The 13,736-nt window shown below is 45.4% G+C and carries 11 protein-coding genes; 5 read left to right on the forward strand and 6 right to left on the reverse strand.

What is annotated here, in order from left to right:
* Positions 1 to 30: 30 nt before the first annotated feature.
* The 4 genes from KHS38_RS15910 to KHS38_RS15925 all read right to left on the reverse strand — a co-directional run bounded on the left by KHS38_RS15910 (position 31) and on the right by KHS38_RS15925 (position 3,628).
* Complete coding sequence (locus KHS38_RS15910; protein WP_213489533.1) at positions 31 to 513, reverse strand: DUF4112 domain-containing protein; 483 nt, start codon at positions 511 to 513, stop codon at positions 31 to 33.
* Between the two features lie 78 nt (positions 514 to 591).
* Positions 592 to 1,722: a glycosyltransferase family 2 protein gene (locus tag KHS38_RS15915; RefSeq protein ID WP_213489534.1), complete on the reverse strand. Its 1,131-nt coding sequence runs from the start codon at positions 1,720 to 1,722 to the stop codon at positions 592 to 594.
* Positions 1,706 to 2,677, reverse strand: a complete 972-nt coding sequence (locus tag KHS38_RS15920) for a lysylphosphatidylglycerol synthase domain-containing protein (protein ID WP_213489535.1) — start codon at positions 2,675 to 2,677, stop codon at positions 1,706 to 1,708. The genes KHS38_RS15915 and KHS38_RS15920 overlap by 17 nt, the downstream gene beginning before the upstream one ends.
* Before the next feature lie 90 nt (positions 2,678 to 2,767).
* Positions 2,768 to 3,628 (reverse strand): dienelactone hydrolase family protein, encoded by an 861-nt coding sequence (locus KHS38_RS15925; protein WP_213489536.1) that lies wholly within the window; start codon positions 3,626 to 3,628, stop codon positions 2,768 to 2,770.
* A gap of 208 nt (positions 3,629 to 3,836) precedes the next feature.
* On the opposite strand from KHS38_RS15925, the gene gltX reads away from it, so the two are divergent.
* Positions 3,837 to 5,357, forward strand: a complete 1,521-nt coding sequence (gltX, locus tag KHS38_RS15930) for a glutamate--tRNA ligase (protein WP_213489537.1) — start codon at positions 3,837 to 3,839, stop codon at positions 5,355 to 5,357.
* A 148-nt stretch (positions 5,358 to 5,505) separates the two neighbouring features.
* Here the strand turns inward: gltX and KHS38_RS15935 are convergent, their stop codons facing one another.
* Entirely contained in the window at positions 5,506 to 7,959 is a 2,454-nt protein-coding gene (locus KHS38_RS15935; protein ID WP_213489538.1) for a PIG-L family deacetylase, read from the reverse strand.
* A 179-nt stretch (positions 7,960 to 8,138) separates the two neighbouring features.
* Here KHS38_RS15935 and KHS38_RS15940 point away from each other — a divergent pair, with 179 nt between their 5' ends.
* The 4 genes from KHS38_RS15940 to KHS38_RS15955 are packed head-to-tail and all read left to right on the forward strand — an operon-like array spanning position 8,139 to position 12,773.
* Entirely contained in the window at positions 8,139 to 8,786 is a 648-nt protein-coding gene (locus tag KHS38_RS15940) for a TetR/AcrR family transcriptional regulator (protein ID WP_213489539.1), read from the forward strand.
* Complete coding sequence (locus tag KHS38_RS15945) at positions 8,770 to 10,134, forward strand: TolC family protein (RefSeq protein ID WP_249665427.1); 1,365 nt, start codon at positions 8,770 to 8,772, stop codon at positions 10,132 to 10,134. The genes KHS38_RS15940 and KHS38_RS15945 overlap by 17 nt, the downstream gene beginning before the upstream one ends.
* A gap of 24 nt (positions 10,135 to 10,158) precedes the next feature.
* Entirely contained in the window at positions 10,159 to 11,220 is a 1,062-nt protein-coding gene (locus KHS38_RS15950) for an HlyD family secretion protein (protein ID WP_213489540.1), read from the forward strand.
* Between the two features lie 5 nt (positions 11,221 to 11,225).
* Positions 11,226 to 12,773 carry a DHA2 family efflux MFS transporter permease subunit gene (locus KHS38_RS15955; protein ID WP_213489541.1) on the forward strand — a complete coding sequence of 516 codons (1,548 nt, stop codon included), beginning with the start codon at positions 11,226 to 11,228 and terminating at the stop codon, positions 12,771 to 12,773.
* A gap of 246 nt (positions 12,774 to 13,019) precedes the next feature.
* Here KHS38_RS15955 and KHS38_RS15960 read toward each other — a convergent pair whose 3' ends face one another.
* A complete protein-coding gene (locus tag KHS38_RS15960; RefSeq protein ID WP_213489542.1) occupies positions 13,020 to 13,604 on the reverse strand; it encodes a carboxymuconolactone decarboxylase family protein in 585 nt (194 codons plus the stop codon).
* Positions 13,605 to 13,736: the final 132 nt, after the last annotated feature.

Raw genomic sequence — 13,736 nt, forward strand, 5'->3', positions numbered from 1 at the left:
TTAAAAGAGCTGTGAGCCGAACGCGTTTAATTAAAATAAGTGCACCAGGTATCGAAGCAGCTTATAGCTCAGGTATAATATCCCGGCGAAGAATAAGCCTATCACAATGAATATAGTAACCAGTACGCCTGTGCCGCTGCCTTGGTGCCGGCCTTCCACGTAATGCTGTTTGAGCAGCCGAATGTTGCGCTCATTGGCTTTAAAGTAAAAATCGAAGATTTGACCGATGATAGGTATGCCCCCAATCAAGGCATCCAGTCCGGCGTTGAGTGCCATTAAAATAACCACCTTACGGCTTGCGCCTTGCTTAGCCATCACCCATATCAGCGTTGCGGCAACCGCAAAGCCGGATATATCGCCCACAACCGGTATAAAGTTGATGATAGGATCGAGTCCGAACCGGAAATTGGTGCCGGGGATACGAAACTGGTCGTCCAGTAAGTACGCAACACGTTCCACCCACTTCAGGCGGTCGGGCAGGTTAACGGGAATTGGTTTTTTGGGTGATTGCATAGTTACTTACAATCAACCCCAAATTAATCCATTGGTTTTAATAATGCAGCTTAGTTGGTAAGTTAGGTGGTATAAAATCTACCGTACCACCCGGCCTTTCCATGCATATTTGCGGGTATTACCCATCAGGCCAACATACACAAAATACAGGATGTGAATTGGCGAGAGCAGGATTAATAACCCAACCAGGCCAACACGCTTAAAGAATTCCATGATGGGCAGTAAAAAAGCCGCCTCGAACAGATACTTGAAAAACATCTGCGTAACAAACAAATGAAAAAAGCGGGGGTTGAAAAAGCCCGCTACTGCATTGACCAATAGCGAAAGGTTAAAAAGCCAGATACATACAGCTAAGGCTACTACCTTTTTATCTTTATACCGGGTTGATTTGGAAGCCCAGCGGCGGCGCTGCTGTAAAAACTCGGTCAGGTTAGGCTTGGCATGTGTATATACAATCGCATCATGGTGTTTCAGGAAACCGATACGGCCCGGATAGCGCTCAGCCACCTTTTGCAGCAGCAACTCATCATCGCCCGAAGCCAGATCATCAATGCCCTTAAAACCGCCTACCTCGTAAAATACATCCTTGCGGTAAGCCAGGTTAGCACCATTGCAGGTAGAAGCACGTTTGTTGCCAATGAACGATGCACCAATGCCGATCAAGTACGAAAACTCCAGCGTTTGCAAGCGCTCAAATAATGACTTTTCCTGGAAATAAGTTACCGGCGACGAGATCATAACCGGCTGCTCCGTTTCAAAAAATCCCACTACGGTTGATAACCATTTCGGCCCCATGCGGCAATCTGCATCGGTGGCTACCATCAGGTCACCGGTTGATAGCTTGATGGCTTCGGCAATGGCTTTCTTTTTATAGGAGTTGAGCTTTTCCGTCTCGTTCATCTGCAACAGTTTGATGCCTTGCGGCGCATAGCTGCGGATAATGTCGGCAGTTGTATCGGTGGAGTGGTCGTCAACAATAATTACTTCAAGCAGGTGTTTGGGGTAATCCTGGGCCAGTATATCCTCAATGGTAAGGCGTATGTTTTCTTCCTCGTTACGTGCGGCAATCAGCAAGGTCACTTTGGTGCTGAGGTTAGCCGTAGTTAGTTTGGGGCGCTTTAAAGCCGCCCAACCTTTAATCAGATAAATAAGCACCAGCACATAAAGGCCGGTTAATAGCAGGGATATAAAACTATATGTTGTTATCAAAGAACTTTACTTTTAATACGAAAACAGAACCTAATATAGCCGGAATGATCAGGTTGGTAAACCAGATCAGGGAAACGGCAGCAATCACCACAATGTGCTGATTAGTTACATACTCAAACAGTTTATCGGCAGTAGCGCTGCGTACGCCAATGTCTACCACATCAATAGTAGGCAGGGCCGATTGGATAAAAAAGAAAACGAATATCAGCAACATCATTTGTGCCATCGGTATTTCGGGCAGCAGCAAATGGATAATGAGATAGTACTGGAACGAAAAGGTAGCAAACCGCGCCACGCAATACCCCATAATATGCAGCAGTTCCGGGAAACGGTAGCGTTTCATTACATCAAAAAAGCGGTGATACTTTTTAAGAAACGGAACGCTGTTGAGCAGGTATACCAGCCAGCGCACATTAAAATAAAAGATGAGCATCAGCAGCATAAAGCCAATGCCGGTAGTAAGCAGGCCGATATATAGCCATTTATTTACGTTCAAAAAATAATAAATAAACCATAGCAACGCGCTGGCACCCGAAACGGAGGTAACTACATTTTGCCCGAAAGAACCCACGGCCATAGCAAATACACCATGTATGCGCCTGCGCGGTGGTAAAAACATAACACGGCCGCCATACTCCCCAAAACGGTTAGGGGTAAAAATAGCCAGCGTTAACCCACAAAAAACTGATTCAATAGCCTGCCATAATGTAATGGGCGACCATTTTTGTGTCAGGTAACGCCATTTCATGGCCTCCAACAGCCAGTTAACCAACATCAACAGCACAATCAGGATGATGATTACTATAGCATTTAAGCGGTCGACCTTAAAGATAAGTTCCCTGAACTGTATCAGTTCGTGGTTGTTGTTCAGCCGGCGGTATATAAAAGTAAAAGCCAGTATAAGGATAACTGCTTTTATAACCCACGATATTATTTTTTTGGCTGAACCTGTCAAAACAGAAGAACTAAATTTTGTGCAATATTATCTAAAAAGGGCAAGCCTTTAGCCTGCCCTGTTGAATTAAATGTTATTTAAGTATTAAAATTACTTTAATCGCTCTTTTAAATAACTCAAAGTGTGCGCGTAAGCATCTTTAGTAGCCTCGCTGTTATAAATAGGATTGCTTGGATTAGCAAAGCCATGGTCGGCATCGTACTGGTGCAGGTACAGTTTTTTGCCCGCTTTTTCCATGTTTTCTTTAAACTGGGCCACCACCTTGGTATTAATAAACTGATCCTTGTTGGCAAAGTTGCCCAATACATCAGCATTCAGGGCTTTCAATCGGTCAACATTTTGTTCGGGCATGCCGTAATACATTACGCAGGCTACATTCTGCTTGCCGGCCATTATAGCTGTTTGCAGGCTCCAGCCACCGCCAAAGCACCAGCCTAAGGTAGCAATACGTGCCTGCGGACCTGCATAAGCCAAAGCGCCTTTAATAATGCTTTGTGCACGCGCTTCTTTCACCGCCTGCATGTATTTACCGGCATCCTGCCGGTTGTCCGCCACCTTGCCGTCGTACAAATCAAGTGCAATTACGGTCACGTTGCCTAAATCGTTGTACAGTTTTTCGGCTTCGCGTTTAATAAAGTCATTCAGTCCGTACCATTCATGTATTACCAGCAGGTATTTGTTGGTTTTGGTTTTCGCTTTCAGCTCATAGGCATTGGCGGTTAAACCATCGTCGGTTTTGTAATTAATCACCTTGCCTGTACTGCTCTGAAAATGAACTTTCACCGGGTTGGGGTGCGCCATCCGAAAGTTGGGGTTAGACGCCAGCATGGCAAACTTTTGCGTAGCGCTTGGTTTAGCAGCAACCGTTTTATGGCAGCAGGCCATTTTGTTTTGGCCAAAAGCTACCATACAGCTTACAACCAAGCATACAAAAAGTATAAGTTTTTTCATGATACGTTGCGGTGTGAATGGGATAAACAACATGTAAGAGGGTAAATTGTTTTTAGAAAATTTTTGATGTGGGGCCGGGGATGCGAGCGGCGTTTGAGTAGAATGAGTTCTGATGCTGCTTATATTCCTTAAAATCATTCAGTATCAAACGCTCGTCACAACTCCTTATTAATTACCCTATTCGGCGTTCAATACTTATCTTTGCCGCATGTCTGACAAAAAAGTAAGAGTACGTTTTGCACCGAGCCCTACCGGTGGTTTGCACCTGGGCGGCGTACGTACCGTATTATTTAATTACCTGTTTGCCAAAAAGCATAACGGCACCTTTGTGCTGCGTATTGAAGATACCGACCAGAACCGCTACGTGGACGGTGCCGAAGAATATATTATGAACTGCCTTAAATGGTGCGGCCTTAACCCGGATGAAAGCCCGGTTGTAGGCGGCCCGTTTGCACCATACCGCCAAAGCGAGCGTAAAGCTTTATACCGTGAATATGCCGAAAGGCTGGTGCGCCAAGGGCATGCTTACTATGCGTTTGATACACCCGAAGAGTTGGAACAGCAACGTAAGGATATTCCGAACTTCCAGTACGGTATGGCTTACCGCGATAACCTGCGCAACTCGCTGGCTTTGTATGAGCATGAAGTGGAGCAGCTGCTTAATGCCGGTACGCCGCATGTGATCCGCATCAAGATGCCCGAGGATGAAACGGTACACTTTACGGACATGATACGCGGCGATGTGACTTTTGAAACCAACACGGTTGATGATAAGGTATTACTGAAAGCCGACGGTATGCCAACTTACCATTTGGCGGTAGTGGTAGATGATTACCTGATGCAGATTACCCATGCTTTTCGTGGTGAAGAGTGGTTGCCATCGGCACCGGTGCACCTGCTGTTGTGGGAGTACCTGGGCTGGAAGGCAGAAATGCCGCAGTGGGCACATTTACCATTGATTTTAAAGCCTGATGGCCACGGTAAACTAAGCAAACGCGATGGTGCAAGATTAGGTTTCCCGGTTTATGCCATGAACTGGATCGACCCTAAAAGCGGTGAATTAACCCCCGGCTTCCGCGAACTGGGCTTTTTGCCCGAGGCTTTTGTGAACCTGCTGGCCATGCTGGGCTGGAACGATGGTACCGACCAGGAAATTTTTACACTGGATGAGCTGTCGCAAAAGTTTTCGATGGAGCGTGTGAGTAAAGCCGGTGCCAAATTCGATTTCGAAAAAGCCAAATGGTACAATGCCGAGTGGATTAAGAAAAGCAGTGCCGCAGAGTTACAAGATAAAGTAAAAGCTGTTTTGGCAGATAGAGGTATCACTATTACCGATGAGTCTGCTTTGCTGAAAGTAATTGACCTGGTAAAAGACCGCTGCGTACTGCTGGCCGATTTTTACGACCAAGCAAGCTACTTCTTTAAGCAACCGGAGGCGTATGATCTGAATGCTGTAAAACCAAAATGGACCGACGCTAAAACTGAACTGTTCAAAACCTTCATCAGCCAGTTGCAGGAAACTGACAATTGGGATGCTGCCGAACTGGAAACCAACTTTAAGGCGCTGCTAACCGAAAAAGGTTTCAAGATAGGCGATGCCATGTTGCCGTTCCGCATTATGCTGGTAGGCAGCAAATTTGGCCCCCACGTGTTTGATATAGCCGTAATGCTGGGCAAAGAAGAAACCATTGCCCGTGTGGAAAAAGCTTTAGTGGCTTTTACGGCGTAAGGCCCCTCCCAAACCCTCCCCGGAAGGGGAGGGCTTCAAAAGATATAAACAAAAAGTGCCACTCAACTAATCATGAGATGGCACTTTTTAGTTATAGCTCTTTCCTGTCAAAAGCCCTCTCTACCGGGGAGGGTTTGGGTGGGGCTGTCTACCTACTCAATAAATTCACAAACAACTTATACGCCCCTGGAACGCCTGCCGGCAACTGCCTGAAAAAGGCCAGCGATGTATACGTAAAGCGGCCTTTGCCATAATTTACGGTGATGAGCGAACCTTTGTTGGGTGTTTCGTTCACATCGTTCATTTCAAACAGCGTTTGATATTCGGGGGCAATGCTGCTTACAAAGTATAAGCCGCGTTCCTGTACCCAGCCTTCAAAATCGGCTTGTGTTATCTTGTTGGGGTAGTTGAGTAACGGGCTTTGCGGGTTGGTAACGGTTATTTTGGCATGCTCGTCGGTTACCCGTTCATTTACTACCCGGAAGGGGTAAGGCCCGATGTTGGGTACTACCAGGCCGGCAAAGTTGTTGTATTGCACTACCAGGTTACCGCCATTTTTTACATAAGCCATCAGCTTAGGCTGCTCATAGGCAAGGCGCTGGTCAACGTTGTAGGCACGCACGCCGGTTACAATGGCATCATAGCTTGATAAGTTGGTATTCATAATCTCGCTCTCGGTAAGCAGATGCACTTCGTAGCCTACCTGCCGCAAAGCGTCGGGCACCAAATCGCCGGCTCCGGCAATGTAACCTATCTTTTTACCAGTGGTTTTTAAATCAATGCTTACCAGCTTGGTTTGTGCCGGCGGGAAAAGGGTAATGCTGGGAATATGCTCATAGCGGATATGCTGTACGCCCAGTGAAAACGTTTGCCCGTTAGCAGTAACTACCGCTTCGGCCATATGGGTTGATGAGGCGTTGCCGGCAGCTGGTGCTACGGTAAACTCAGCCGTCCATTCATCCCCTTTCTGTTTATTAGTAAATGCTATTGATGCGGGTGTAATTTGCCAGCCGGCTATTGGTTTTAAACTGATACTGCCATTGGCATTTGCAAAGCTTTTTAATTTAACCTGAATGGTTTGCGGCTGTTTGGTGCTAAAAACATATACCTTATCATCGATATTAGCCGTAACGGGTGGCGCAATTTCGATAGGCTGATACACCTCGCCGCGTACCGGGTCCACATATTTATAAACCAACCTGCGATCATAACGGAAAGGTTTACCTTCAATAACAAACTCATAAGTAACTTTTAGCAGATCCGGGTTTTCGGGGTTGCCGGCCAGCTGATCGTTGTTTAAGGTATAGGAGCCGATAGTGTGCGGCGCTTCCAGCCAGTATGGTTGCGTAATTTTGTTGGCCTGTGCTTTCAGGTCAAAGTTTTGTACTTCGTTGGCCGGTATTGCCTGCGCATTCAGGCTTTTATCTTGATTCTGGATGCTGATGCTGTTGAGCTTTACCCGGTTATTATAGCGGTTTAAAACCTGCGACCGGATGCTGATGCTATCGCCCAAGGCATAAGTAGGCGCGGTGGCGTAGCTCTCGAACCATAAGCCGGCACAGGCAGCAATCAAATCATCCAAATCTCTCAGCTTTTGCGTGCGCCAGTAAGTATCTGTAACTTTCTCTACCCGGCCGTGCAGCTGAACTAATGCGGCAACTGAGTTGGCCGGGTGCTCTTCATCAAAGTTGCGGATGATCACAGTCAGGTTATTGGCGATTTCCTCGCCGCCTTTTACCCGTTTCCAGGAGGTGTTGATGCCATCCATCAGGTCGTTTTGCGGGGCATCACCCAAAATGGTTTTAAAATACTCCAGCGCCGTACCCCGTTGCCTGGCCGAGCCAAAGCCTTGTGATTTATGGTTAGAGCGGCTTTCGGCAGCCAACTCACCATAGCCTTTACCCAAAATAGCGTTGTAACCACCTACATCAATCTTAAACTGATTGGGCGATGTGGTATTGGTACTGCCAAAGCTAAAGGTGTTCCACAGCAGGCGCTTGGCTTGCCAGGGTTGTACATACTTCAATTGTTCGGGGTAACGTTTAGGGTCGGCAGCTGCAGCAAAGGCCTCCTGGGCCAATATGGCCGATGAGGTATGGTGCCCGTGGCCGCCCTCGCCGGTGGTAGGGAAACGGCAAATCATAATATCGGGTTTAAACTGGCGTATCACCCAAACCATGTCGCCCAGTATTTTGTCCTTGTCCCATATTTTCAGGGTTTCTTCCGGTCCTTTGGAAAAGCCAAAGTCATTAGCCCGGCTAAAAAACTGTTCGGCACCATCCACACGTCGAGCCGCCAGCAGTTCCTGTGTGCGTATCAAACCTAACAGTTCGGCTTGCTCGTTACCAATCAGGTTCTGGCCACCATCGCCCCTGGTTAAAGCTAGGTAGCCGGTGCGGTAGTGTTTCTCCTGCGCCAGGTAGGCAAGTAGCCGGGTATTCTCGTCGTCGGGGTGAGCGGCTATATAAAGTACGCTGCCGAGGGTGTTTAATTTCTTGAAAGTTTGCTTGATGGTAGCTATATCGGCTGCCGGGGCGGTTTGTGCGTAGGTGTATATCGCAATTGCTTGTAAAACAAGCAGTAGTTTAAAAAACCTGGTCATGAAGAATGGTCTGTAAAATTTTATTTAAAGTACAAATATTAAAACAAATACAATGTTCAAAGATTTATAAAATAGTTAATCGTACGATTAAAACTTTTCTGCTTCTAACCTTTAATTACACAATAATTACAAATCCGCTACTTTTCAATCAATCGTTTGATTAACTTTGTATCCGATTTATGGAGAAGGAAAAGACAGATAAAAAGGATCATATACTGGATGTGGCCGAACGTGTTTTTGCAGAGCACGGTTTTGACGGCGCATCCACCCGATTAATTTCTGGCGAAGCTGGTGTAAACATGGCCATGCTGAATTATTATTTCGGCTCCAAGGAAGGTTTGTTACTGGCCATCTTTGAGCGCCGTACAACCATGTTCCACGGTCTTATTCAGAACATAGGCAATACCGAAAGTATTTCATCCTGGCAAAAGGTGGAAATGTATATTGAAGCTTACATTAACCGTATGTTCAACAACAACTGTTTTCAAAAAATGCTTTACCAGGAGCTGGCGCTAAGCCGTAAAACAGAGGTGACTGATAAGATTACGCAGTTGCTGATGTTGAATATTACGGAATTCAGAAAAATAATTCATGAGGGTATTGAGCGCGGCGAGTTTGGCAGCGATCTGGACACAGATATGATGATTGCCACTTTGTTCGGTACCAAAAATTTTCTCGTTAATACGCCACATGTATCCAGCCTGATGTTTGGCTTTGACATGACAGACCAGGCTAACCTGGATGATAAGCTGAAGCCACGGATGAAAAATTATTTAACGAAACTATTAAAAGCTTACCTGCTACACGAAAATGACAACTCTAAATAACAAAACCGTTAACCTCTATCTATTCAAAAAGATGGTATTTAAATCTTTATGTGGCGTAGCGGCAATGTTGCTGCTGTTCCATACAGATGTAAACGCACAAGACAGAACGCTGACGCTGACTGAAGCCATTAATATGGGGCTGCAGAACAGCAAATCGCTCAAGTTATCGCAATCGCAAATTGATAAGGCGGTATCACAGTACAACCAGGCTAAAGACCAGGCTTTGCCAACCGGCTCGGCCAGCTTTATGTATAGCCGCGCACAAATTCCGGCTAATCATTTAAATCTGGGTCCTGAACAATCTTTTAGCTTACCTAAAAGCGCCAACGCTAACCTGGGTATTGTAAGTGCCGAAGAAGTAATTTACGGCGGTGGCCGTTTGCGTTATGCACGCCAAACCACCGACCTGCTGGTACAGGTAGCCCGCCTGGATGCCGATAAGGATAAAGAGCAGATTGCCATGAATGTGGTAAATGCTTATTATAACCTGTATCGTGTGCTGCAAAGTAAAAAGGTAGTTGAGCAAAACCTGAAATCAATCGATCAGCAAATACACCAGTCGCAACGCTTTTTTGAGCAGGGTCTGGTAACCCGCAACGATGTTTTGCGTTTCCAGCTGCAACGCTCAAATATCGAGCTGAACGGCATCGATCTGGAAAGCAACCGTAAGGTAATTAACTATGATTTGATCGTATTATTAGGTTTACCTGAAGATACGCAGATCAATATTGACCAGGTTGAAGATGCTGAACGCTCGCTGGTGCCATTAAGTAGCTACCAGGATTCAGCGCTGGCCAGCCGTCAGGAAGTTAAACAACAGGATATTCGCACCAAGGTTGCCGAAACCAACATTAAAAACGTACAAGCCGAAAAACTGCCAACTTTAGCAGCTACCACCGGATTGTACTATGTAAATGCATCGGCCAATCCATTGCCTAACAGCGGTAAATATATTACCCCGTTAACTTTTGGCGTATCGGCTGCGTGGAACTTCGGTACCCTGTGGACCAATAAAAATAAGGTAACCCAGGCCCGTATTGAGCGTGAGGAAACTGTAATCAACAAAGGCATTATCACAGATAATATCAAAACCGAAGTAAACCAAAGCTATCAGAACTATGTAAACGCGCTGAATAAGATCAAGCTGCTACAGACTTCTATAGCGCAGGCTACCGAGAACAACCGTTTGCAAATTTCACGTTACGCCAATGCAACCGCTACGGCTACTGAACGTGCTGATGCAGAAACCTTGCTTTACCAGGCGCAAATTAACCTGGAGCTGGCTAAAGCCGACGCAGGACTGGCTTATTACAACTTATTAAAATCAACCGGAAGATTAGTAAAATAACAACAATACAACTCTATAAACAAAATGGCACAGGAACAAGAAATTCAACAAACAGAAAAGAAGAAACCGAACAGGGTTATTCCGATTATCTTAGGTGTTCTTTTGATAGGCGGAGCTATATTCGGTATTAAAGAATACATTTATTCAAGCAAGCACGAGGATACTGATGATGCGCAAATAGATGCCGATATCAGCCCGGTAGTGTCCCGCGTAGGCGGTTATGTTGACAGCATATTTTTTGAAGATAACCAGCACGTAAATAAAGGCCAGGTACTGGTAAAAATTGACGACCGCGATTACCGTGTTAAAGTAGAGCAGGCTCAGGCTGCACAACAAGGTGCCGGCGCCAGCGTTGGTGTAGGCGAAACGCAAATTTACAGCACGGCTGCCAATGCGGCCAGCGCACGTGCACAGGTAACTGCAACTCAGGCCCGCCTGGAAAAAACTCGTAATGATTACAATCGCTACGCCAACCTGGTAAAAGACGGATCCATCACCCAGCAACAGTTTGATCAAGCTAAATCTGATTTGGCAGTAGCCGAGGCTAATTACCGCGCTGCTCAGGATCAGTATAAAGCTGCTCAGCAACAGGTAGGTACTACCCGTAACCAGTTAAAGGTTACCAATACCGGTGTTAACCAGCGCCAGGCTGATGTTGATTATGCAAAACTGCAATTATCATACACTACCATTACTGCACCTGCTAGTGGTACTACCTCTAAAAAGAGCGTACAGTTAGGTCAGTTGGTACAGGCAGGTCAAACCTTGTTCTCTATTGTTAACGATAACAGCTTATATGTTACCGCAAACTTTAAAGAAACACAGCTGGAACACATTCGCAATGGCCAGAAAGTAAACATTGAGGTTGATGCTTACCCGGATATGGAACTGCAGGGAACCGTTTACAACTTTTCGCCAGCTACCGGTGCTAAGTTCTCTTTATTGCCTCCGGATAATGCTACAGGTAACTTTGTGAAAGTAGTACAACGTGTACCTGTTAAAATAAAAATTAATGCAAGCAAAGAAGTAATAGAGAAGCTACGCGCCGGTATGAGCGTTAACGTTTCCGTTACTACTAAAGAATAAATTAAATGGCCGAAGTTGGATTTAAAAAATGGATCATTACCATTACGGTAATTACAGCTTCGTTACTGGAGCTTATTGATACGACTATTGTAAACGTATCACTGCCCACCATACAAGGTAACCTGGGGGCCACGCTCGAAGACGTGGCCTGGATTACCACCGGTTATGCGGTAGCCAACGTAATTATATTGCCTATGTCGGGGTGGCTGGGCAGCTTTTTTGGACGTAAAAATTACTTTTTAGCGTCCATCATTATATTTACCATTGCCTCATTTTTATGTGGTAATGCACATACTTTAACCGAACTGGTTTTATTCCGTATTGTGCAGGGTATGGCCGGCGGTGGTTTGATATCCACCTCGCAGGCTATATTGCTCGAAACCTGGCCGCGTGAGCAGGTAGGTACGGCAACGGCATTGTTTGGTTTAGGCGCGGTAGTGGGGCCAACAGTAGGCCCTACCATTGGTGGTTATATTACCGACCACGCCTCATGGCCCTGGATATTTTATGTAAATATTCCGGTAGGTGCCTTAGCTGCGTTCTTTACTTATACGTTTGTGCGGGCCACGCCCAAAACGGGGCGCGACCAGCCTATCGACTGGTGGGGGATTGCCTTGCTGGCTATAGCTGTAGGTAGTTTGCAAACTATCCTGGAAAAAGGTGAGTCGGAAGACTGGTTTGCAACGCCTTATATTACCATACTTACTATTACCGCTGTGGTAGGGGTGTTGTTATTTATTTGGCGCGAGTTAAGTACACCATTCCCTATTGTGAACTTTGGGATTATGCGGCACCGCAGTTTCTCAATCGGTATGTTTACCTCCTTTATATTAGGGTTTGGTTTATACGGTTCTGTATTCGTGTTCCCGGTATTTTGTCAGAGCTTACTTGGGTTTTCGGCACAGCAAACCGGAGAGTTACTGTTTCCGGGCGGTTTGTTTACCATTGCCATGATGCCGTTTATCGGTAAGATGCTGAACAAAGGCATACCGGCCCAGTTTATGGCCACGTTGGGCATGTTCTTATTCTTCGTATTTACCCATATGCTGGCCAACTCTACACTGGCAACCGGGCGCGAAGATTTCTTTTGGCCATTGGCTATACGGGGTATAGGTATGGCGTTGTTGTTTGTGCCATTAACCACCTTAGCCATCTCTGACCTGAAAGGGGCAGAAATAGGCCAGGGGGCTGGTTTAAATAACATGATGCGTCAGTTGGGCGGCTCATTTGGTATCGCAGCCTTAACCACAATTATCCATATCCGTCAGGGGGTGCACCGCAATAACTTGTTAACTAACATTAACGAGTATAATACATTCTTTACGCAGCGTTTGCAGGGGTACATTAATAAGTTCATGGCATTGGGGCATGGCGTTACTGAAGCTACAAAAATGGGCTATGCCGCAATGGAGGGTACAATCATAAAGCAATCCTTATTGTTAACTTATGATGATGCTTACTGGCTAACCGGCTTGGTAATGTTGTTCTCAATACCTTTATTATATCTGCAGCCTTTCCGTAAAAACATGAAAGCTGCTGCCGATGTGCACTAAATAATAAAAGCCGTTCTGGGGTCAACAGAACGGCTTAAGTAAAATTAACAATTAAAAAGTACATCACTACTTCGGCTTCGCTTAATATTTATCAGATGGAAAGTAAGAGCCCAAAGCAAGTTTAATCTTAGTTATAAAGCTAAGGTTCTTTAAAGTAAAAAACAAATTATTTAATTGTTAACCAATAAAAAGGCGATTAAAATTATTTTTAATCGCCTTTTTTATGCAATAATATTTCCTTTTCGGTTAAAATATCAGTTTACCAGCTGAGGTAACTAATGAAGCAATACGTACAGCGTCAAAAATACGCTCTTCAGTAGTGCCTAATTTAATCAGGGAATCTTCATGGGCATTCACACACATTTCGCAACCGTTAACAGCTGATACAGCCAGGCTCATTAGTTCAAAAAACTCTTTGCCGGTTACCGGTTTCATCATCAGCTGCATACGAATACGGGCCGGAATTTGTGTGTACTTCTCTTTTTGGGTGAAGTGACGGAAACGGTAAAATATATTGTTTGATGCCAGTAAGGATGCACAGCCGGCAGCCTCGCCAATTTCGGCAGCAGTAGCGCCCTGCTCTTCAGCGTATTTGGTAAAATACTGGGTAAGCTGCGTATTATTATTGTTGATAGCGGTAGTTAAACCTAAAAGCGCGCATTCCTTGGTGCTTAAATGCTCAGAAGTAAGGGTGCTGGTCAGGTTTAGTTTTAAATCGCGCAGGTAGCGTGATTCGCCTTTTTCAAGCAGGGTTAAAGCTTCGCTTCTGTAGGCGGTATCAACGCCAACGCCTTGTAATAACTCTTGTATAATTTCAGTGCTTTCGCTCATGATGGTAGTATAAAAAAAGCGTCATTGCGAGGTACGAAGCAATCCCTGCGTAGGACAGGCAAATTGGCTGAGCAAATTCAGAGATTGCTTCGTACCTCGCAATGACGCGATATTGAATGAATATGTTAGTTG

The sequence above is a fragment of the Mucilaginibacter sp. Bleaf8 genome (assembly GCF_018390515.1).
In the GTDB taxonomy this organism is placed as follows: Bacteria; Bacteroidota; Bacteroidia; order Sphingobacteriales; family Sphingobacteriaceae; genus Mucilaginibacter.

What these genes read in the sequence shown, in the direction of transcription:
- KHS38_RS15935 (WP_213489538.1), bottom strand. Translation starts at nt 7,959, where the DNA reads ATGACCAGGTTTTTTAAACTACTGCTTGTTTTACAAGCAATTGCGATA.
- KHS38_RS15950 (WP_213489540.1), top strand. Translation starts at nt 10,159, where the DNA reads ATGGCACAGGAACAAGAAATTCAACAAACAGAAAAGAAGAAACCGAAC.
- KHS38_RS15955 (WP_213489541.1), top strand. Translation starts at nt 11,226, where the DNA reads ATGGCCGAAGTTGGATTTAAAAAATGGATCATTACCATTACGGTAATT.
- KHS38_RS15940 (WP_213489539.1), top strand. Translation starts at nt 8,139, where the DNA reads ATGGAGAAGGAAAAGACAGATAAAAAGGATCATATACTGGATGTGGCC.
- gltX (WP_213489537.1), top strand. Translation starts at nt 3,837, where the DNA reads ATGTCTGACAAAAAAGTAAGAGTACGTTTTGCACCGAGCCCTACCGGT.
- KHS38_RS15960 (WP_213489542.1), bottom strand. Translation starts at nt 13,604, where the DNA reads ATGAGCGAAAGCACTGAAATTATACAAGAGTTATTACAAGGCGTTGGC.
- KHS38_RS15925 (WP_213489536.1), bottom strand. Translation starts at nt 3,628, where the DNA reads ATGAAAAAACTTATACTTTTTGTATGCTTGGTTGTAAGCTGTATGGTA.
- KHS38_RS15945 (WP_249665427.1), top strand. Translation starts at nt 8,770, where the DNA reads ATGACAACTCTAAATAACAAAACCGTTAACCTCTATCTATTCAAAAAG.
- KHS38_RS15910 (WP_213489533.1), bottom strand. Translation starts at nt 513, where the DNA reads ATGCAATCACCCAAAAAACCAATTCCCGTTAACCTGCCCGACCGCCTG.